The following is a 20,556-nucleotide window of genomic DNA, read 5'->3' as shown; positions in this document are numbered from 1 at the left end:
CCCCGATGGACACCGAAGGTCAGCCGACGACGGAGCGCGACCGCTCCTCCCACCCTCCCGTTCCCGCGGACGTCTCCCAGGAGACCCCGAAGGGGGAGGCGCCGGAGGGACGGTCGCGTTTCGCGTTGGCGGGGCGGATCACGGAGTGGCTCCCGGGCGGCCGGATCAGTCTGACGTTGCTGATCTGCCTGCTGTTTTTGCTGGTTCTCAACGCGTTCGTTGCGCAACCATTCCAGATTCCGAGCGGATCCATGGAAAACGGATTGAGGATCGGTGACCGCGTTCTCGTAAATAAGTTGGCGTACCGTTTCGATGCCGAGCCGCGGCGCGGCGATGTCGTCGTGTTCGACGGCACCGGGTACTTCGGGAACTTCGACTACATCAAGCGCGTCGTGGGTGTAGGGGGAGACCACGTGGTCTGCTGCGACAAGGAGGGGAGGATCAAGGTGAACGGCCGGTCGGTCGACGAGTCGACGTTCCTGTATCCCGGCGACGGTGCGTCCACGGTGGACTTCGACGTGGTCGTGCCGGAGGGCACCCTGTTCGTCCTCGGCGACCACCGCAGTCACTCCCGCGACTCCCGGGACCACCTCGGTTCACCGGGCGGCGGCATGATCCCCGTCGACCGCGTCATCGGCCGTGCCGACTGGATCCTGTGGCCGTACGCGCACCTCACCCGCCTGTCCCGCCCGAGCGCCTACGCGCGCGTGCCCGGCGCTGAGGGTGCCCATGGGTAACCGCGGCAGGCCGCGCTCCATCCCCACCAGCGCCGCGGAGAACCTGCTGCCCACCGGCGCCCGGCGCACCACCTCCGGCTCGGCCGGCGGCCGCACGCGCGCGGAGCGGCGCAAGCTCCAGCGCAAGGTCAAGCGCAAGCGCAGGCGCTCGGCCGTCCGCGAGATACCGCTGCTGGTCGGTGTCGCCGTCCTGATAGCCCTGGTGCTGAAGACCTTCCTCGTGCAGGCCTTCGTGATCCCGTCCGGCTCCATGGAGCAGACGATCCGGATCGGCGACCGGGTCCTGGTCGACAAGTTCACCCCGTGGTTCGGCTCCAAGCCCGAGCGCGGGGACGTCGTCGTCTTCAAGGACCCCGGCGGCTGGCTCGACGACGAGCAGACGACCACGAAGAAGGAAGACCCCGTCGTCGTCAAGCAGCTCAAGGAGGGGCTCACCTTCATCGGCCTGCTGCCGTCCGACGACGAGAAGGATCTCATCAAGCGGGTGGTCGGGGTGGGCGGCGACCGCGTCGTGTGCTGTGACACGCAGGGGCGGGTCACCGTCAACGGCGTGCCCCTGGAGGAGGGGGCGTATCTGTACCCCGGCAACGACCCCTCCAGCACGTCGTTCGACATCACCGTCCCCCAGGGGCGGTTGTGGGTCATGGGCGACCACCGGGCCAACTCCGCCGACTCCCGGGCCCACCAGAACACCGACTACGGCGGCACCGTCTCGGAGGACGAGGTGGTGGGGCGGGCCATGGTCATCGCCTGGCCGCTGGGGCACTGGGTCCGTCTCAAGGAACCGCAAACTTTCGCGTCCGTCACCGGCTCGGCAGCCACGGCGACCGCGTCCGCCCAGCTGTCGCATAGGGTTGCCCCCGGCGATCCGAACGGATCGGTCGGTCAACTCCCGAGCCCTGCGGAACTCCCGCTCGTTATGGGAGTGGTGGGCCTGCGCCGTACGTGGGGCAGGCAGCGGCACAGAGTGAGGAGTTGGCGTGGGGGATGTGGCGGTTGGCGCACGGTCCGGGCACGACGGCGAGGAGCACCGCGGTCATCCGGTGGAAGCCGCCGACCCGGCTTCCGACAGCGCCGTGACTCCCGGGAATGACCCGGCCGCGGGCGGCGAAGGCCCGCCTGCGGACGAGCCGCCCCGGACCGGCGGCGAAGGGTCCGGCGGCCGGGCCCCGAAGCAGAAGAAGCCCCGCTCCTTCTGGAAGGAGCTGCCGATCCTGATCGGTATCGCGCTCGTCCTCGCGCTGCTGATCAAGACGTTCCTGGTGCAGGCGTTCTCCATCCCGTCCGCCTCGATGGAGAACACCCTCAAGGAGGGTGACCGGGTCCTCGTCGACAAGCTGACCCCGTGGTTCGGTTCCGAGCCGGAGCGCGGCGAGGTCGTCGTCTTCCACGACCCCGACAACTGGCTGGCGGGCGAGGCCACCGTCGACCCGAACGCCTTCCAGACCGTCCTCAGCTGGATCGGCCTGATGCCGTCCGCCGAGGAGAAGGACCTGATCAAGCGGGTCATCGGCGTCGGCGGCGACACCGTCTCCTGCAAGGGCACGGGTCCGCTCACGGTCAACGGCAAGGCGCTCAACGAGTCGGACTACGTCTACGCCGGCAACACCCCGTGCAGCCAGGACGACCAGGGCGGCCAGTTCACCGTGAAGGTCCCCAAGGGCTTCATCTGGGTCATGGGCGACCACCGCCAGAACTCCCGCGACTCGCGGTACAACCAGTCGGACAAGAACCACGGCATGGTGCCCGTCGACCAGGTCGTCGGCCGTGCCGTCGTCAAGGCCTGGCCGATCACCCGCTGGGGCACGCTGCCGGTGCCGGACACCTTCGGCCAGGACGGTCTGAACACCCAGGCCGCGGGATCCGCGGCCCTCACGGTCGCCCCGCAGGGCCTCGCCCTCGTCGGCGCCGTCCCGGTGGTCCTGTGGCGTCGTCGGCGCACGGAGGACTCCGCGCTCCGCTGACCTTCCGGCTTCCGCGCGGCCGCCCCTCGGCAAACCCTTTCCCAAGCTTGCGACCACGGCTCGGGAAGACCGGGGAAGAGGGGCTGACCCGGTTCGGTACCGCCGGGTAGGGTGCGGATCCATGGGTGGCGAGAGCACTACGCGTACGGCCCCGCACAGCGGCGGTGGCACCAGCAGTGGCCCGGTGGGCAGCCGGACCGGACAGCGTCTGTCCGGCCTGGCCGTCGCGCTGGGCCTCGTGCTGTTCCTCGTGGGATTCGGATGGGGAGCGCTGATCTACCGGCCGTACACCGTGCCCACCAGTTCCATGAGCCCGACGATCACCGCCGGCGACCGTGTGCTGGCCCAGCGCGTCGACGGCGACGAGGTGCGGCGCGGGGACGTCGTCGTCTTCACCGACAAGACCTGGGCGAGCAACGCGCCCGTGGTCAAGCGGGTCGTCGCGGTCGGTGGCGACACGGTCTCCTGCTGCACCGACGGCAAGCTGACCGTCAACGGCAAGCAGATCGAGGAACCGTATCTGCCCGCGGGCAGCCTGGCCGAGAACAAGAACATCCCGACCGTGAAGGTGCCGGACGGCCGGCTGTTCCTGCTCGGCGACGAGCGGGAGGGCTCCCTGGACTCCACCGCCCACCTCACCGACGCGGCCCAGGGCACGGTCGCCCGCAGCGCCGTCAAGGCCCGGGTCGACGCCGTCGTCTGGCCCATGAACGGCATGCTGGAGCGCCCCACGGGCTTCAAGACGCTCGGCGCCCTCTCCCAGCCGGGTCCGCTGGGCACGCTCGGCTGGATGATCGTCGCCGGTGGTGTGCTGGTCCTCGGCGGCGCGGCGTACGGCCCGATCGCCAAGCGGACGTCCGGCCGCCGCGCCCGGCCGGAGGCGGCCGGTGCCCGCTGAGACCACGGACGACCCGACGGGCGCCGGCCTCGGCTCGTACGAGGGCGGACTGCGCAAGGTCGCCCGGGTGATCCTCCTCGACCCCCGGGACCGCATCCTGCTGCTGCACGGTCATGAGCCGGACGACCCGTCCGACAGCTGGTGGTTCACCCCCGGTGGCGGCGTGGAGGGCGACGAGACCCTTGAGGAGGCGGCTCTGCGGGAACTCGTCGAGGAGACCGGCATCAGCGAGGTCGAGCTCGGCCCGGTGCTGTGGCGGCGGAGGTGTTCCTTCCCGTTCGCGGGCCGGCGCTGGGACCAGGACGAGTGGTACTTCCTGGCCCGTACCACGGTGACGGCGACCCGGGCCACGGCCCTGACCGAGCTGGAGCGGCGCAGCGTCGCCGGAGCGCGTTGGTGGACGTGTCAGGAACTGACCCGGGCCCATGAGACGGTGTATCCGACCAGACTCGCCGAGCTGCTGCGCAGGCTGCTCGACGAAGGTCCTCCGGCCGGACCCGTGACCCTGGAGACGGAAATCGTCTAGAGGCGCACGGGACTGGCGCACAATGGGGAGATCGCACGGCTGAAGGGGAACATGCCATGAGCGCCGAGGACCTCGAGAAGTACGAGACCGAGATGGAGCTGAAGCTCTACCGGGAGTACCGCGATGTCGTCGGTCTGTTCAAATACGTGATCGAGACCGAGCGACGTTTCTACCTCACCAACGACTACGAGATGCAGGTGCACTCGGTTCAGGGTGAGGTGTTCTTCGAGGTGTCGATGGCGGACGCCTGGGTGTGGGACATGTACCGGCCGGCCCGGTTCGTGAAGCAGGTGCGCGTGCTCACGTTCAAGGACGTGAACATCGAGGAGCTCAACAAGAGCGATCTGGAGCTCCCGGGGAGCTGACCCCCCGCAGGGAAGCGCTCGTGCGGGTGACGGGGTTTTCCACAGTCGCCGGGATGTCCACCGAGATCCTTTTCGTGGCGGCGGATGCGTGAGCGTGGGTGCCGGAGGTGGTGCCCACATGAACACGAACGTGGATCTGGCCCGAGGCGCACTCGGCAGGTACGGCGAGGAACTGGCCGCACGACGGCTGGTCGAGGCCGGGATGACGGTCCTGGAGCGCAACTGGCGCTGCGGCAGGACCGGTGAGATCGACATCGTCGCGAGGGACGGCGACGTCCTGGTCGTCTGCGAGGTGAAGACCCGCAGCGGCGGTGGCTTCCAGCACCCGATGGCGTCGGTGACACCGGAGAAGGCCGAGCGCCTGCGCGGCCTGGCCGAGCGGTGGATCCAGGCGCACGGGGGAGCCCCGCCGGGCGGCGTGCGCGTCGATCTGGTCGGCGTCGTCCTGCCCCGCCGCGGGGCGGCCGTCGTCGAGCACGCGCGGGGGGTGGCCTGAGATGGGCTTCGCGCGTACGTGCTCGGTGGCGCTGGTGGGCGTCGAAGGGGTCGTCGTCGAGGTGCAGGCCGACCTCGAACCGGGAGTGGCTGCGTTCACGCTGGTCGGGCTGCCGGACAAGAGCCTGACCGAGAGCCGGGACCGGGTGCGGGCGGCGGTGGTGAACTCGGGCGGGGACTGGCCGCAGAAGAAACTCACCGTCGGACTCAGCCCCGCCTCGGTGCCCAAGGGCGGCAGCGGCTTCGACCTGGCCATCGCCAGCGCCGTGCTCGGCGCGGCCGAACGCATCGATCCGCGGGTGCTCGCCGACATCGTCATGATCGGAGAGCTCGGCCTGGACGGACGGGTGCGCCCGGTCCGGGGCATCCTGCCCGCCGTGCTGGCCGCGGCCGAGGCCGGATACGAGCAGGTGGTCGTGCCGGAGTGCGCCGCCGCCGAGGCGGCACTGGTCCCCGGCGTGTCCGTGCTCGGGGTGCGCAGCCTCCGTCAGCTGATCGCGATCCTCGCCGACGAGCCGGTTCCCGACGAGGAACCGGACGAGGCGGGCCGCCCGGATCCGCTTCTGGCCGGCCTGCGGATGCCGGGCACGGGCGCGGCCACCGGGATGCACGGCATCGGCGCCGCCCATCCGGACCAGGAGCACGACCTCGCGGACGTGATCGGACAGAGCTCGGCGCGGACCGCGGTGGAGGTGGCCGCGGCCGGCGGACACCATCTCTTCCTGGAAGGGCCGCCCGGGACCGGCAAGACCATGCTCGCGGAGCGGCTGCCGGCCGTGCTGCCCCGGCTGAGCAGGCAGGAATCGCTGGAGGTCACCGCGGTCCACTCGGTGGCCGGGCTGCTGCCGCCGGGCAAGCCCCTCATCGACGTGGCCCCCTACTGCGCCCCGCACCACTCGGCCACGATGCAGTCGCTGGTCGGGGGCGGGGCCGGGTTCGCCCGGCCCGGCGCCGTCTCGCTGGCCCATCGGGGAGTGCTCTTCCTCGACGAGACCCCGGAGTTCGGCAGCCACGCCCTCGACGCCCTGCGCCAGCCCCTGGAGGCCGGGCATGTGGTGATCGCCCGCAGCGCCGGAGTGGTGCGGTTCCCGGCGCGGTTCCTGATGGTCCTCGCGGCGAACCCCTGCCCGTGCGGCCGCTTCTCGCAGCGCGACACCCAGTGCGAATGCCCGCCCTCGGCGATCCGCCGCTACCAGGCGCGGCTCTCCGGTCCGCTGCTCGACCGGGTCGACCTGCGCGTCGAGGTCGATCCGGTCAGCCGGGCCCAGCTCGCGCACCGCGGTCCCGGGGGTGAGTCGACGTCGGTAGTCGCCGACCGGGTCCGGGCCGCGAGGGAACGTGCGGCGGCCCGGCTGGCGGGCACTCCGTGGCGGACCAACAGCGAGGTGCCGGGGCGGGAACTGCGTAACCGCTGGCATGCCGCGATCGGTGCCATGGACGAGGCGGAGCGCAGCCTGGAGCGGGGAGTGCTGACCGCCCGGGGGCTCGACCGGGTCCTGCGCGTCGCCTGGACCGTCGCCGACCTGGTCGGCCACGACCGGCCCGACACGATGGACGTGAACCTGGCCCTCCAGTTGCGCACGGGGGTACCGCGCGGTGTGCCGATGGCCCTCGGGGCGCTGACGTGAACGGCGGCGGCGAACCCGCCGGGGACCGGCTCGCCCGGGTCTTCCTCGGGCGGGTCCTCGAACCCGGCGACGAGGTGGGCGGCCAGTGGGTGCGGGAGCGGGGCATCCCGGAGGTGGTGCGTCGGCTGCGGGACGACGGCGAGCCGCTGCCGGGGGTGACCGCCCGGCGCTGGGCCGGCCTGCGGGCGCGGGCCGGGCAGGCCGAACCGGAGCGGGACCTGGCCCTCGCCCGGGAGGCCGGGATGCGGTTCGTCTGCCCGGGAGACGCCGAGTGGCCGGGGACGCTGGACGAACTCGGGGACGCCCGGCCGCTCGGGCTCTGGGTGCGGGGGCGGCCCAGCCTGCGGATGTGGGCGCTGCGGTCGGTCGCCGTCGTCGGCGCCCGCGCCTGCACCGAGTACGGCGCCCACATGGCCGCCACCCTCTCCGCCGGCCTCGCCGAACAGGGCTGGGTGGTGGTGTCGGGCGGCGCCTACGGAGTGGACGGCGCCGCCCACCGGGGCGCCCTGGGCGCGGGCGGCGCCACCGTCGCCGTCCTCGCCTGCGGGGTCGACCAGCCCTACCCGCGCGGCCACACGGCGTTGATCAACCGGATCGCCGAACAGGGGCTGGTGATCGGCGAGCTGCCGCCCGGCGACCATCCGACCCCGACCAGGTTCATCCTGCGCAACCGGGTGATCGCCGCGCTCACCCGGGGCACGGTCGTCGTCGAGGCCGCCTACCGCAGCGGGTCGCTGGTCACCGCTCGGGCGGCCCAGCGGCTGGGCCGGTACACGATGGGGGTACCGGGACCCGCCACGAGCGGGCTCTCCGCCGGTGTGCACGAGCTGCTGCGGGGAGAGGCCGTGCTGGTCACGGACGCCGCCGAGGTCGTCGAGCTGGTCGGTGACATGGGTGAGCTGGCCCCCGACCGGCGTGGCCCCGCGCTGCCGCGCGACCTGCTGGAGCCGGCGGCCCGGCGGGTCCTGGCCGCGCTGCCCGCCCGCAGACCCGCGGCGGTCGGCGAGGTCGCCCGCGAGGCCCGGACCACGCCGGACGACGCGATCGCGAGGCTGTACGAACTCAGAGCACTCGGCTACGTCGAACGACACGGCGACGGCTGGAAGTTGACACGCCAGGCGGTGGTTTCCGTTCGAGGGGGTACCCGGCCGTGTTGACCCGGGGTGTTCGGCCGTCCGGGGGAACACCGAAAGCCTTGGGGATTCCGGCAGTTGACCCGCCCCGGGAGTCGACCGGGGTGACCGCCGTGACCCCGGAGGGCGCCCAGCGGAACGTATCTGCGTACCGGTCGGGGCACATACTTCGCGCACCGCGACAGTCCAGTCACGCTACGCTCACGAGGATTCCGGCACAGACCGGCACCACTGCACCACGCGGTACCCACCTCACGCACTTCACGGCAGAACGGCACAAGGCGACGAATGCCCCAGCACACCTCCGGGTCCGACCGGGCGGCGATCACCCCAGCCGCCCGTGACGGCGGCAGCGTGCGGCCGCCCGCTCCCTCGACACTCGACGAGCTGTGGCGGTCGTACAAGGCGACGGGGGACGAACGGCTGCGGGAGCAGCTGATCCTGCACTACTCACCGCTGGTGAAGTACGTGGCGGGCCGGGTGAGCGTCGGTCTGCCGCCCAATGTGGAGCAGGCCGACTTCGTCTCGTCCGGGGTCTTCGGGCTGATCGACGCGATCGAGAAGTTCGACATCGGACGGGAGATCAAGTTCGAGACCTACGCGATCACCCGGATCCGGGGCGCGATGATCGACGAGCTCCGGGCGCTGGACTGGATCCCGCGATCGGTGCGGCAGAAGGCCCGCAACGTCGAGCGCGCCTACGCGACGCTGGAGGCGCGGCTGCGGCGGACGCCGTCGGAGTGCGAGGTGGCCGCCGAGCTGGGCATCGCGGTGGACGACCTGCACGCCGTGTTCAGCCAGTTGTCGCTGGCCAACGTGGTGGCGCTGGAGGAGCTGCTGCACGTCGGAGGCGAGGACGGGGACGGCCTCAGCTTCATGGACACGCTGGAGGACACCGCCGCGGACAACCCCGTGGAGGTGGCCGAGGACCGCGAGCTCAGGCGGTTCCTCGCGCGGGCGATCAACACACTGCCCGACCGGGAGAAGACGGTCGTCACGCTCTACTACTACGAGGGCCTGACGCTCGCCGAGATCGGGAACGTGCTGGGCGTGACCGAGAGCAGGGTCAGCCAGATCCACACCAAGTCCGTCCTCCAGCTGCGCGCGAAACTGGCGAGCTTCGGCCGCTGAACGGGCCGGACGGGCCGGCCGGGGACGCACGTGCGGGCGGATCCCCTCCCGCCGGGGGTGGAGCGTCCGTAGAGTGGTCGGCGTGCCAAGGATTCGAGCGGCCTCCGTGGCCGAGCACCGGTCGATGCAGCGTGCCGCCCTGCTGGACGCGGCACGCTCCCTGCTGTCCGAGGGCGGGACGGAGGCGCTGACCTTCCCGGCCCTCGCCGAGCGCACGGGCCTCGCGCGCTCGTCCGTGTACGAGTACTTCCGGTCACGGGCCGCCGTGGTCGAGGAGCTGTGCGAGGTCGACTTCCCCGTGTGGGCGGCCGAGGTCGAGGCTGCCATGGCCGCGGCCGACGGAGCCGAGGCCAAGGTCGAGGCCTATGTGCGGCGGCAGCTCGCCCTGGTGGGGGACCGGCGGCACCGGGCCGTCGTGGCGATCTCGGCGAGCGAGCTGGACGCGGGGGCCCGGGAGAAGATCCGGGCGGCGCACGGCGGGCTCGTGGCGATGATCGGGGCGGCGCTGGCGGAGCTGGGGCACACGGAGCCCCGGCTGGCGGCCATGCTGTTGCAGGGTGTCGTGGACGCGGCGGTGCGGCGGATCGAGCTGGGGGCCGCCGAGCATCCCGCGGCGATCACGGAGGCCGCGGTGGGAATGGTGCTGCGGGGCGTCCGGGGCTGACTCACGGCAGGGGGACCCCGAACACCGGCAGCAGCCGGGACGGGCCGCTCCGCCGCAGCCACGGGGGGAGCAGTGACAGCGGGTCCAGATAGGTCCTGCCGTTCAGCAGCCCCCAGTGCACACACGTGCGGGCGCAGTGCGAGCCCGCCGGGGCCCTCGCCGGCCCCACCGTCGCCGGCTCCACCGTGCCGACGACCTGGCCCGGGGCCACCTCGTCCCCCTTGCGCACCGACGCCCGTACCGGCTCGTACGTGGTCCGCAGGGGCGGTACGCCGGTCGCCGACAGTTCCACCGAGACGACGCCCCGGCCCGCCACCCGGCCCGCGAAGGACACCCGTCCGGCCGCCACCGCCCGTACCGGAGCGCCCGGCGGCGCCGCCAGGTCGACACCCCGGTGTCCTCGGGCGTACGGGCTCGCCGGGGGCTCGAAGGCGCGTAGGACCGTCGGACGGGTGCCCACCGGCCAGACCCGGCCGACCGCGGGGACGGGCGGCGCGGGGAGCGCCCGGGCCGCCGGTGCGACCCGCGGGCCCGCCCAGGCCACCGTGGCCACGGTCATGATCGACAGGACCGGCAGCAGTGCCGTGAATCGCTGTGCGTGCATGGCGCCACCGTCCCGCGTCCCCGCGGCCGGTGCCGGGACCTGTGGACCACCCGGTGGTTGTGGACAGCGGCGTCACCCGGGACCCCGCCGGTCCCGTACACTTCTTCTGGCGATCCGGGTCACCGGGTCGACTTCGCACGCCCCGGTATCAGGGGCCGGCCACGGTCGGTTCTCCGGTATCCGCGCCCCTCGGTCCTTCGTGGCTCGGCGCACCGCGGGCGTCAGGCGCGGGAGCCGTCCGGTCCCCGCGGCACAACCGAGAAACCCAAGGAGAACGGCCATGGCCGTCGTCACGATGCGGGAGCTGCTGGAAAGCGGCGTCCACTTCGGTCACCAGACCCGTCGCTGGAACCCGAAGATGAAGCGCTTCATCTTCACCGAGCGCAACGGCATCTACATCATCGACCTGCTCCAGTCGCTGTCGTACATCGACCGCGCCTACGAGTTCGTCAAGGAGACCGTCGCCCACGGCGGCACGGTCATGTTCGTCGGTACGAAGAAGCAGGCGCAGGAGGCCATCGCGGAGCAGGCCACCCGCGTCGGCATGCCCTACGTCAACCAGCGCTGGCTGGGCGGCATGCTCACCAACTTCTCGACCGTCTACAAGCGCCTGCAGCGCCTCAAGGAGCTCGAGCTCATCGACTTCGAGGACGTCGCCGCCTCGGGTCTGACGAAGAAGGAGCTCCTGGTCCTCTCGCGTGAGAAGGCCAAGCTCGAGAAGACCCTCGGTGGTATCCGCGAGATGTCCAAGGTGCCCAGCGCCGTCTGGATCGTGGACACCAAGAAGGAGCACATCGCGGTCGGCGAGGCCCGGAAGCTCAACATCCCGGTCGTCGCCATCCTCGACACCAACTGTGACCCCGACGAGGTCGACTACAAGATCCCGGGCAACGACGACGCGATCCGCTCCGTCACCCTGCTCACCCGCGTGATCGCCGACGCCGTCGCCGAGGGCCTCATCTCCCGTTCCGGCGTCGCCACCGGCGACAAGGGCGACAAGGCCGCCGGCGAGCCGCTGGCCGCGTGGGAGCGCGACCTGCTCGAGGGCGAGAAGAAGGCCGACGACGCCGCGGAGAAGCCGGCCGACGCCGCTGCCGAGGCCCCCGCCGCCGAGGCTCCGGCCGCCGCTGCCGAGGCCCCCGCTGCCGAGGCTCCGGCCGCTGAGGCCGAGGCCCCCGCTGCCGAGGCTCCCGCCGCCGAGGCCGCTCCGGCCGCCGAGGGCGAGCAGGCCTGAGTCAGGCCGTAGGCCGTACGGGCGCCAGTCCGTCCGTACGGCCCTAGGGACGAAGTGACGGCGGGAGGTGCCCAGCGCACCGCCCGCCGTTCACCCACAGTCCCCCCGATCTTCGAGACTTCGAACTCCGAGAGAGATTCACAGATCATGGCGAACTACACCGCCGCTGACGTCAAGAAGCTCCGTGAGCTCACCGGCGCCGGCATGATGGACTGCAAGAAGGCGCTCGACGAGGCCGAGGGCAGCGTCGACAAGGCCGTCGAGGCGCTCCGGATCAAGGGCCAGAAGGGCGTCGCCAAGCGTGAGGGCCGCTCCGCCGAGAACGGCGCCGTGGTCTCGATCATCGCCGACGACAACTCCTCCGGCGTCCTCGTCGAGCTGAAGTGCGAGACGGACTTCGTCGCCAAGGGCGAGAAGTTCCAGGCCGTCGCCAACGCGATCGCCGAGCACGTCGTCAAGACCTCCCCGGCCGACCTCGAGGCGCTCCTCGCGTCCGAGATCGAGGCCGGCAAGACCGTCCAGGCGTTCGTGGACGAGGCCAACGCCAACCTCGGCGAGAAGATCGTGCTGGACCGCTTCGCGCAGTTCGCCGACGGCTTCGTGACCGCGTACATGCACCGCACGATGCCCGACCTGCCCCCGCAGATCGGTGTCCTCGTCGAGCTGGACAAGCCGAACGCCGACGTCGCCAAGGGCATCGCCCAGCACATCGCCGCCTTCGCGCCGAAGTACCTCTCCAAGGACGACGTGCCGGCCGAGGTCGTCGAGACCGAGCGCCGCGTCGCCGAGGAGACCACCCGCGCCGAGGGCAAGCCCGAGGCCGCCCTGCCGAAGATCGTCGAGGGTCGCCTCAACGGCTTCTTCAAGGACGCCACGCTGCTCGGCCAGCCGTACGCGCTGGACAACAAGAAGTCCGTCCAGAAGGTCCTGGACGAGGCCGGTGTCACCCTGAAGCGCTTCACGCGCATCAAGGTCGGCATCTGAGTCCGTGCCGCGATCGACGCGCCGGCCCGATAGGGTCGGACGCAGTCGTCCGGTACGCCGTCACGCGCGTGCGTGGCGGACGACAGCAGATCTGACGAGGAGGCCATTGCCGCGCACGGGTTGGAACACCCCACCGGCAATGGCCTTCTTCGCATGTGCACCACGTGAAAGAGGCGGGATCTCCCATGACCACCAAGGCCCAGAAGAGCGACGACGGCACACTACGCGGCCGGTTCATGCTGAAGCTGTCCGGGGAGGCGTTCTCCGGTGGCGGGGGCCTGGGCGTGGACCCCGACGTGGTGCACAAGATCGCCCGTGAGATCGCCGCCGTCGTCCGTGACGGCGCCGAGATCGCGGTCGTCATCGGCGGCGGCAACTTCTTCCGCGGCGCCGAGCTCCAGCAGCGCGGCATGGACCGAGCCCGCTCGGACTACATGGGCATGCTCGGCACGGTCATGAACTGCCTCGCCCTCCAGGACTTCCTGGAGAAGGAGGGCATCGACAGCCGCGTGCAGACCGCCATCACCATGGGCCAGGTCGCCGAGCCGTACATCCCGCTGCGTGCCGTGCGGCACCTGGAGAAGGGCCGTGTGGTCATCTTCGGTGCCGGTATGGGCATGCCGTACTTCTCCACCGACACCACCGCCGCCCAGCGCGCCCTGGAGATCGACGCCGAGGCGCTGCTGATGGGCAAGAACGGCGTGGACGGCGTCTACGACTCCGACCCGAAGACCAACCCGGCGGCCGTCAAATTCGACGCCCTCGGCTACGGCGAGGTCATCACCCGCGACCTGAAGGTCGCCGACATGACCGCGATCACGCTGTGCCGCGACAACAAGCTCCCGATCCTCGTCTTCGAGCTTCTGACCGAGGGCAATATCGCTCGCGCCGTGAAGGGTGAGAAGATCGGCACGCTTGTGGGTGAGCAAGGCAGCCGGGCCTGACCGGAAGACCCCCGGTTTCGTACGACAACACCTGACCGGGGGACGGGGCGTGGCCGGGGGATGGACAATGTCCTGCCGGTCGGGAACCGTGCAGGAACAAGACGCGACGCAGCCGGCCCGCCTCCGCAAGGAACCGCAGCCGGGCCTACTCAAGACACGCAGGAGCAAGTGGTGATCGAAGAGACCCTCCTCGAGGCCGAGGAGAAGATGGAGAAGGCCGTCGTGGTCGCCAAGGAGGACTTCGCCGCGATCCGCACCGGCCGTGCGCACCCGGCGATGTTCAACAAGATCGTTGCCGACTACTACGGCGCACCGACGCCGATCAACCAGCTGGCCTCGTTCTCCGTGCCGGAGCCGCGCATGGCGGTGGTGACCCCGTTCGACAAGACCGCCCTGCGCAACATCGAGCAGGCGATCCGCGACTCCGACCTGGGCGTCAACCCGAGCAACGACGGCAACATCATCCGAGTGGTGTTCCCCGAGCTGACCGAGGAGCGCCGCCGCGACTACATCAAGGTCGCCAAGGGCAAGGGCGAGGACGCCAAGGTGTCCATCCGCGCGGTCCGCCGCAAGGCCAAGGACGCGATCGACAAGATGATCAAGGACGGCGAGGTCGGCGAGGACGAGGGCCGCCGTGCCGAGAAGGAACTCGACGACACCACCGCGAAGTACGTCGCCCAGGTGGACGAGCTCCTGAAGCACAAGGAAGCGGAGCTGCTCGAGGTCTGATGAACGACTCTTCCTGGGGCTCACCGCCACACGCCGGGTCGCGGGCCGGGTACTGGGGGCCCGTCGACCAGGGGCCTGTCCAGGGGGCCGCCCCGGCGGGTCCCGCGTACGATGCGCCTGAGGCGCAGCAGACTCGCCCCATGCCCATCGTCCCCGACGTCCCCGCGCACGGCGGAAACCAGGATGACGACCGGGGGGCCGCTCGGCCGGGCGGCCCCTTGTTCTCCAACCGGCCCTACGGCAACCAGCCGTACGGCGACGCCGCCCACGGCCACGACACACCGACGGCACAGCCCTACGCGGCGGTGCCGCAGAATCCGGAGCCCATGCCCGACGCCCCTCACCCGGCGCCCGCACCCCAGAAGAAGAGTGCGGGCCGAGACCTGGGCGCGGCCATAGGGGTCGGGGTCGGGCTCGGTGTGGTGATCATCGCGTCGCTGTTCGTCGTCAAGGCCGTGTTCATCGGCGTGATAGCGGTCGCCGTGGTCGTCGGCCTGTGGGAGCTGACCAGCAGGCTCCAGGAGCGCAAGGGCATCAAGGCGCCGCTCGTGCCGCTCGCGGTCGGCGGGGCGGCCATGGTCGTCGCCGGCTACGTGCGCGGTCCCGAGGGCGCCTGGGTCGCCATGGCCCTCACCGCCCTCGCGGTGCTGGTCTGGCGGATGACCGAGCCGCCGGAGGGCTACCTCAAGGACGTCACCGCCGGCGTCTTCGCGGCCTTCTACGTCCCGTTCCTGGCCACGTTCGTCGCCCTGATGCTCACCGCCGACGACGGAGCCTTCCGCGTCATGACGTTCCTGCTCCTGACGGTCGTCAGCGACACGGGCGCCTACGCCGTCGGCTGGCGCTTCGGCAAGACCAAGCTCGCCCCGCGCATCAGCCCGGGCAAGACCCGCGAGGGCCTGCTCGGCGCGGTGTCGTTCGCGATGGTCGCCGGCGCGCTGCTGATGCAGTTCGTGATCGACGACGGCACCTGGTGGCAGGGTCTGCTGCTCGGCCTGGCCGTCGCGGCCAGCGCCACGCTCGGCGACCTGGGCGAGTCGATGATCAAGCGGGACCTGGGCATCAAGGACATGGGCACGCTGCTCCCCGGCCACGGGGGCATCATGGACCGCCTGGACTCCCTGCTGCCCACGGCCCCCGTCGTGTGGCTGCTCCTCGTCCTGTTCGTGGGCTCGGGCTGATCCACCCGGTACCACCGGCTCGTACGGGCCCTCTCCCCGGAATGCGGGGAGAGGGCCCGTCGCCGTGCTGGTGCCGTGCCGTGCCGTGCCCTGCCGGGCCGTGGCCGGGCCGTCGGATCCGGGAGACCTCGTTCCCGGACCGTGCGAGGCCGATCCGGGCTGACGGACGGCACCCGCCAGTGACCGCCCCCACCCTGCTGTGGCCTGGGCTGCCCGAGTTGATCTGCGACACTGGAAGGGTTATGCCGAAGCCCGGAGAACTTACTTTCGTCGCCCCCCGCGGAGCCAAGAAGCCGCCGCGGCATCTCGCCGACCTCTCGCCCGCCGAGCGGAAGGAGGTCGTGGCGGAGATCGGGGAGAAGCCGTTCCGTGCCAAGCAGCTGGCGCAGCACTACTTCGCGCGCTATGCGCACGACCCGGCGGAGTGGACCGACATCCCCGCCGGTGCTCGCGAGAAGCTGCGTGAGGCGCTGCTGCCGGACCTGATGTCGGTCGTGCGGCATCTGTCGACGGACGCGGGGACCACCCGCAAGACCCTGTGGCGGCTGTTCGACGGCACGCTCGTGGAGTCGGTGCTGATGCGCTACCCGGACCGGGTGACGATGTGCATCAGTTCGCAGGCCGGGTGCGGGATGAACTGCCCGTTCTGCGCGACCGGGCAGGCGGGGCTGGACCGGAACCTGTCCACCGCCGAGATCGTGCACCAGATCGTCGACGGGATGCGGGCGCTGCGGGACGGTGAGGTGCCCGGAGGGCCGGCCAGGCTCTCCAACATCGTCTTCATGGGGATGGGCGAGCCGCTCGCCAACTACAAGCGGGTCGTGGGTGCCATCCGCGCGCTCACCGACCCGGCTCCGGACGGACTCGGCCTCTCGCAGCGGGGCATCACCGTGTCGACGGTCGGGCTGGTGCCGGCCATCCACCGGTTCTCCGACGAGGGCTTCAAGTGCCGGCTCGCGATCTCCCTGCACGCGCCGGACGACGAGCTGCGCGACACCCTCGTCCCCGTGAACACGCGGTGGAAGGTGCGCGAGGTGCTGGACGCCGGGTTCGAGTACACCGAGCGGTCCGGGCGCCGGCTGTCCATCGAGTACGCGCTGATCCGCGACATCAACGACCAGGCCTGGCGTGGTGACCGGCTCGGGCGGCTGCTGCGCGGCAAGCCCGTGCACGTCAACCTCATCCCGCTCAACCCGACCCCGGGTTCGAAGTGGACGGCCTCCCGGCCCGAGGACGAGAAGGCCTTCGTCGAGGCGATCGCCGCGCACGGGGTGCCCGTGACGGTCCGGGACACCCGTGGTCAGGAGATCGACGGGGCGTGCGGTCAGCTCGCTGCCACCGAGCGGTAGTCTGACCTCGGTATCAGTACATCTTCATATTCCGACAGGGGAGCGCCACAGCGCTGAGAGTGCGGGAGAGTCCGCAGACCCTCTGAACCTTGCCCAGGTCATTCTGGGTAGGAAGTTCGGTCATCACTCAAGCTGTTGCGCCCTGCCCGGGCGCCGGCGGAACCTTCCGCCGGTGCCCGGGCAGGGCCGCGTCTCTTCCTGGTCAACCCCAGGAGGAAATCCAGTGCACACCAGGACGTTCGTGGCCGCGGCCGTCGGCCTCGGCCTCGTCACGCTGTCCGCCTGCGGATCGTCGGACGACGGCGGTTCGGCGGCCGACTCCAAGACCGTCACCCTCGTCAGCCACGACTCGTGGGCCGTCTCCAAGAGCGTGCTCGCGGACTTCGAGAAGAAGTCCGGCTACCAGGTGAAGGTCCTCAAGGACGGCGACGCCGGTCAGGCCGTCAACAAGGCCATCCTCACCAAGGACAACCCGCAGGGCGACGTCTTCTTCGGCGTCGACAACACCCTCCTGTCGCGCGCCCTCGACAACGGGCTGTTCCAGTCGTACGAGGCGAAGGGCACCGACCAGGTTCTGCCCGCGTACCGGGCCGACCAGGACAAGCACCGGGTCACGCCGGTCGACACCGGCGACATCTGCGTCAACTACGACAAGGCGTACTTCAGCGAGCACAAGCTGACACCGCCCGCCTCCTTCGACGACCTGCTGAAGCCCGCGTACAAGAACCTGCTGGTCACCGAGAACGCGGCCACCTCCTCGCCCGGCCTCGGCTTCCTGCTGGGCACGGCGGCGAAGTACGGCGACGGGGGCTGGGCGGACTACTGGAAGAAGCTGAAGGCCAACGGCGTGAAGGTCGTCGACGGCTGGGAGCAGGCCTACAACGAGGAGTTCTCCGGGTCCGCGGGCGGAAAGAAGGCGGGGGCCGACCGGCCGCTCGTCGTCTCGTACGCCTCCTCGCCGCCCGCCGAGGTGATCTACGGCGACCCGAAGCCGGCCACCGCCCCGACCGGCGTCTCCGCGGGCACCTGTTTCCGCCAGGTCGAGTACGCGGGTCTGCTGAGCAACGCCGCCAACGCCAAGGGCGGCAAGGCGCTCCTCGACTTCCTGCTCACCGCGGAGTTCCAGCAGGACATGCCGCTGAACATGTTCGTCTACCCGGTGCGCAAGGGGGCCGAGGTCCCGGCGGAGTTCACGCAGTTCGGGCCGCAGGCGAAGGACCCCGAGACCCTGGACCCGGCGAAGATCGCCGACAACCGTGACGACTGGGTCAAGTCATGGACCTCGCTCGTACTGAAGTGAGCAGACGCGAGGCCCGCGCGGGGAACGCGGCGCGGCTCGGACTCATGGCCGTGCCCGTCGCGTTCTTCGCGGTCTTCTTCGCCTACCCGGTCGCCGCGATCGTCGCCCGTGGGCTCGGCGCCGACGGGGACGGGGGCTTCGGGCGGCTGTGGGACGTGCTCGCGCAGTCCGGCATCCGGCACGTGCTGTGGTTCACCACCTGGCAGGCGCTGGCCTCCACGGCGCTCACGCTCCTGGTCGCGCTGCCGGCCGCGTATGTCTTCGCCCGCCTGGAGTTCCCGGGCCGGCACGTGCTGCGCGCGGTCGTGACCGTCCCGTTCGTGCTGCCGACGGTCGTCGTCGGCACGGCGTTCCTGGCGCTCGTCGGGCGTGGCGGACTGTTCGACGAGCTGTGGGGCGTACGGCTGGACACCACGGTGTGGGCGATCCTGCTGGCGCACGTCTTCTTCAACTACGCGGTCGTGGTACGGACGGTGGGCGGGCTGTGGTCGCAGCTCGATCCCCGGCAGGAGGAGGCGGCGCGGATGCTCGGCGCGTCCCGCCTGACCGCGTGGCGCACGGTCACGCTGCCCGCCCTGGGGCCCGCCGTCGCCGCCGCCGCGCTGATGGTCTTCCTCTTCACCTTCACCTCCTTCGGGGTGGTGCAGATCCTCGGCGGCCCCACCTTCTCCACCCTCGAAGTGGAGATCTACCGGCAGACCTCCGAGATCTTCGATCTGTCCACGGCCGCCGTCCTCACGATCGTCCAGTTCGTGGCCGTCGGCGCGATCCTCGCCGTGCACGCCCGGACCGTACGGCGGCGGGAGACCGCGTTGCGGCTGGTGGACCCGTCGGTGACGGCACGACGGCCGCGCGGCGCCGGGCAGTGGGCGCTGCTGGCCGGGGTGCTCGGCACGATCGCCGTCCTGCTGGTGCTGCCGCTGGCGGTGCTGGCGCAGCGCTCGTTCGACGCGCCCGACTTCGCCTACTACAGGGCGCTGACCAGCGACGACGGCAATGTCTTCCTGGTTCCGCCGATCGACGCGATCGGCAACTCGCTCCAGTACGCCGTCACCGCGACCGCGATCGCCGTGGCCGTCGGTGGGCTCGCCGCGGCCGCGCTCACCCGACGGGACGCCGGACGGCTGGTCCGTGGCTTCGACGCGCTGCTGATGCTGCCGCTCGGCGTCTCCGCGGTGACCGTCGGCTTCGGGTTCCTGATCGCGCTCGACGAGCCTCCGCTCGACCTGCGCGGTACCTGGATCCTGGTGCCGCTCGCGCAGGCGCTGGTCGGCGTCCCCTTCGTCGTTCGGACCATGCTGCCGGTGCTGCGGGCGGTGGACCAGCGGCTGCGCGAGGCGGCGGCCGTGCTCGGGGCGTCGCCGTGGCGGGTGTGGCGCGAGGTCGACCTGCCGATGGTGTGGCGGGCGCTGCTCGTCGCGGCCGGGTTCGCCTTCGCGGTGTCGCTCGGCGAGTTCGGGGCGACGGTGTTCATCGCGCGGCCCGACAACCCGACGCTGCCGGTCGCCGTCGCACGGTTGCTGGGCCGGGCAGGGGAGATCAACTACGGCCAGGCGATGGCCCTTTCGACGATTCTGATGGTGGTGTGCGTGGTGGCTCTGCTGGTGCTGGAGCGACTGCGGACCGACCGGACGGGGGAGTTGTAGATGCTGCTGGAACTGGAGCGCGCCACCGTGCGGTTCGGCGGCCGGCCCGTGCTGGACGCCGTCGACCTCGCGGTCGCCGAGCACGAGGTGGTGTGTGTGCTGGGGCCGAGTGGCAGCGGCAAGTCGACGCTGTTGCGGGCGGTGGCCGGGCTCCAGCCGCTGGACGCCGGACGGGTGCTGCTCGACGGACGCGACCAGGCGGGGGTGCCCGCGCACCGGCGGGAGCTCGGGCTGATGTTCCAGGACCATCAGCTGTTCCCGCAGCGGGACGTGGGCGGCAACGTGGCCTTCGGGCTGCGGATGCACGGCATGCCAAGGACCCGACAGGGCGAGCGGGTGGCGGAGTTGCTCGACATGGTCGGGCTTCCGGGCGCCGCTCGACGTGCGGTGGCCGCGCTCTCCGGTGGGGAGCAGCAGCGGGTGGCGCTGGCCAGGGCCCTCGCACCGCGCCCCCGGCTGCTGATGCTCGACGAGCCACTCGGTCAGCTCGACCGGTCGTTGCGGGAACGGCTGGTCGTCGAACTTCGGGAGCTGTTCGGCAGGTTGGGGACGACCGTGCTGGCGGTCACCCACGACCAGGGGGAGGCGTTCGCGCTCGCCGACCGGGTCGTGGTGATGCGGGACGGGCGGATCGCCCAGTCCGGTACGCCGCTGGAGGTGTGGCAGCGGCCGGCGGACGCGTTCGTGGCGCGTTTCCTCGGCTTCGACAACGTGGTGGAGGCGACCGTCACGGAAGAGGCCGCGGTCACGCCGTGGGGCAAGGTGCCGGTGCCGGCCGGGTCGGCGCAGGGGGCGCGCACGCTGCTGGTCCGGCCCGCCGGTGTGCGTCTGGTGGGCGCGGACGAGGGACTGCGCTGTTCGGTCGCCGCCCGCACCTTTCGCGGCACGCATGTCGCCGTGCACCTTCAGCCGCAGGGCGCGCCGAGGCTGGAGGCGGCGTGCACGCTGCGGGACGCGCCGGAGGTCGGGGCCGTGGTCGGAGTGTCCTTCGACGCGACCGAGACCGTCGTACTGGACTGACCGCCGGTCGGGAAGAAGTCCGGC

General features: G+C 71.3%; 21 protein-coding genes and 1 riboswitch. Of the genes, 20 read left to right on the top strand and 1 reads right to left on the bottom strand.

All coding sequences use genetic code 11. The features are described 5' to 3' along the window. Positions 1-5: 5 nt before the first annotated feature. The 11 genes from lepB (OG440_RS10225) (at position 6) to OG440_RS10175 (ending at position 9,541) form a co-directional block, all read left to right on the top strand. Complete coding sequence (gene lepB, locus OG440_RS10225) at positions 6-737, top strand: signal peptidase I (protein WP_406006536.1); 732 nt, start codon at positions 6-8, stop codon at positions 735-737. Further along, positions 730-1,830, top strand: a complete 1,101-nt coding sequence (lepB, locus tag OG440_RS10220; protein ID WP_406006535.1) for a signal peptidase I — start codon at positions 730-732, stop codon at positions 1,828-1,830. The genes lepB (OG440_RS10225) and lepB (OG440_RS10220) overlap by 8 nt, the downstream gene beginning before the upstream one ends. Then, complete coding sequence (lepB, locus tag OG440_RS10215; protein WP_406006534.1) at positions 1,718-2,701, top strand: signal peptidase I; 984 nt, start codon at positions 1,718-1,720, stop codon at positions 2,699-2,701. Before lepB (OG440_RS10220) ends, lepB (OG440_RS10215) begins: the two co-directional genes overlap by 113 nt. 121 nt (positions 2,702-2,822) lie before the next feature. After that, positions 2,823-3,599 carry a signal peptidase I gene (gene lepB, locus OG440_RS10210; RefSeq protein ID WP_406006533.1) on the top strand — a complete coding sequence of 259 codons (777 nt, stop codon included), beginning with the start codon at positions 2,823-2,825 and terminating at the stop codon, positions 3,597-3,599. After that, positions 3,589-4,125 (top strand): NUDIX hydrolase, encoded by a 537-nt coding sequence (locus OG440_RS10205; RefSeq protein ID WP_406006532.1) that lies wholly within the window; start codon positions 3,589-3,591, stop codon positions 4,123-4,125. Before lepB (OG440_RS10210) ends, OG440_RS10205 begins: the two co-directional genes overlap by 11 nt. A 56-nt stretch (positions 4,126-4,181) precedes the next feature. After that, positions 4,182-4,490 carry a DUF2469 domain-containing protein gene (locus tag OG440_RS10200; RefSeq protein WP_005311352.1) on the top strand — a complete coding sequence of 103 codons (309 nt, stop codon included), beginning with the start codon at positions 4,182-4,184 and terminating at the stop codon, positions 4,488-4,490. A 118-nt stretch (positions 4,491-4,608) separates the two neighbouring features. Beyond that, positions 4,609-4,986 carry a YraN family protein gene (locus OG440_RS10195; protein ID WP_406006531.1) on the top strand — a complete coding sequence of 126 codons (378 nt, stop codon included), beginning with the start codon at positions 4,609-4,611 and terminating at the stop codon, positions 4,984-4,986. 1 nt (position 4,987) lies between these two features. Next, a complete protein-coding gene (locus OG440_RS10190; RefSeq protein WP_406006530.1) occupies positions 4,988-6,613 on the top strand; it encodes a YifB family Mg chelatase-like AAA ATPase in 1,626 nt (541 codons plus the stop codon). Beyond that, entirely contained in the window at positions 6,610-7,770 is a 1,161-nt protein-coding gene (gene dprA, locus OG440_RS10185; RefSeq protein ID WP_406006529.1) for a DNA-processing protein DprA, read from the top strand. Before OG440_RS10190 ends, dprA begins: the two co-directional genes overlap by 4 nt. Positions 7,771-8,034: 264 nt before the next feature. Further along, positions 8,035-8,877, top strand: coding sequence for an RNA polymerase sigma factor WhiG (whiG, locus tag OG440_RS10180; RefSeq protein WP_406006528.1), 843 nt, complete (start codon positions 8,035-8,037; stop codon positions 8,875-8,877). 106 nt (positions 8,878-8,983) lie between these two features. Then, a complete protein-coding gene (locus tag OG440_RS10175; RefSeq protein ID WP_406011308.1) occupies positions 8,984-9,541 on the top strand; it encodes a TetR/AcrR family transcriptional regulator in 558 nt (185 codons plus the stop codon). Position 9,542: 1 nt separating this feature from the next. Here OG440_RS10175 and OG440_RS10170 read toward each other — a convergent pair whose 3' ends face one another. Next, on the bottom strand, positions 9,543-10,145 hold the full coding sequence (locus OG440_RS10170) for a murein hydrolase activator EnvC family protein (protein WP_406006527.1): 603 nt from the start codon (positions 10,143-10,145) through the stop codon (positions 9,543-9,545). A 280-nt stretch (positions 10,146-10,425) separates the two neighbouring features. On the opposite strand from OG440_RS10170, the gene rpsB reads away from it, so the two are divergent. The 9 genes from rpsB (at position 10,426) to OG440_RS10125 (ending at position 20,532) form a co-directional block, all read left to right on the top strand. Then, positions 10,426-11,379 (top strand): 30S ribosomal protein S2, encoded by a 954-nt coding sequence (gene rpsB, locus OG440_RS10165; RefSeq protein ID WP_406006526.1) that lies wholly within the window; start codon positions 10,426-10,428, stop codon positions 11,377-11,379. A gap of 147 nt (positions 11,380-11,526) precedes the next feature. Continuing rightward, entirely contained in the window at positions 11,527-12,363 is an 837-nt protein-coding gene (tsf, locus tag OG440_RS10160) for a translation elongation factor Ts (RefSeq protein WP_406006525.1), read from the top strand. A gap of 185 nt (positions 12,364-12,548) precedes the next feature. Next, on the top strand, positions 12,549-13,307 hold the full coding sequence (gene pyrH / locus OG440_RS10155) for a UMP kinase (protein ID WP_406006524.1): 759 nt from the start codon (positions 12,549-12,551) through the stop codon (positions 13,305-13,307). 171 nt (positions 13,308-13,478) lie between these two features. After that, on the top strand, positions 13,479-14,036 hold the full coding sequence (gene frr / locus OG440_RS10150; RefSeq protein WP_355705153.1) for a ribosome recycling factor: 558 nt from the start codon (positions 13,479-13,481) through the stop codon (positions 14,034-14,036). Beyond that, entirely contained in the window at positions 14,036-15,217 is a 1,182-nt protein-coding gene (locus OG440_RS10145) for a phosphatidate cytidylyltransferase (RefSeq protein WP_406006523.1), read from the top strand. The genes frr and OG440_RS10145 overlap by 1 nt, the downstream gene beginning before the upstream one ends. A 242-nt stretch (positions 15,218-15,459) precedes the next feature. Then, the gene (gene rlmN / locus OG440_RS10140) at positions 15,460-16,566 is read left to right on the top strand and encodes a 23S rRNA (adenine(2503)-C(2))-methyltransferase RlmN (protein ID WP_406006522.1); all 1,107 of its coding nucleotides are present in this window, start codon (positions 15,460-15,462) and stop codon (positions 16,564-16,566) included. Between the two features lie 26 nt (positions 16,567-16,592). Continuing rightward, positions 16,593-16,698: riboswitch (TPP riboswitch) on the top strand. 91 nt (positions 16,699-16,789) lie between these two features. Beyond that, a complete protein-coding gene (locus OG440_RS10135) occupies positions 16,790-17,866 on the top strand; it encodes a thiamine ABC transporter substrate binding subunit (RefSeq protein WP_406006521.1) in 1,077 nt (358 codons plus the stop codon). Then, positions 17,842-19,512 carry an ABC transporter permease gene (locus OG440_RS10130; RefSeq protein ID WP_406006520.1) on the top strand — a complete coding sequence of 557 codons (1,671 nt, stop codon included), beginning with the start codon at positions 17,842-17,844 and terminating at the stop codon, positions 19,510-19,512. Before OG440_RS10135 ends, OG440_RS10130 begins: the two co-directional genes overlap by 25 nt. Then, positions 19,513-20,532, top strand: coding sequence for an ABC transporter ATP-binding protein (locus tag OG440_RS10125; RefSeq protein WP_406006519.1), 1,020 nt, complete (start codon positions 19,513-19,515; stop codon positions 20,530-20,532). Positions 20,533-20,556: the final 24 nt, after the last annotated feature.

The organism is Streptomyces sp. NBC_00637 (genome assembly GCF_045161545.1).
Classification (GTDB): Bacteria; Actinomycetota; Actinomycetes; order Streptomycetales; family Streptomycetaceae; genus Streptomyces.
The sequence above is the reverse complement of the archived record's forward strand: the minus strand, read 5'-3'. Positions and strand labels throughout refer to the sequence as shown.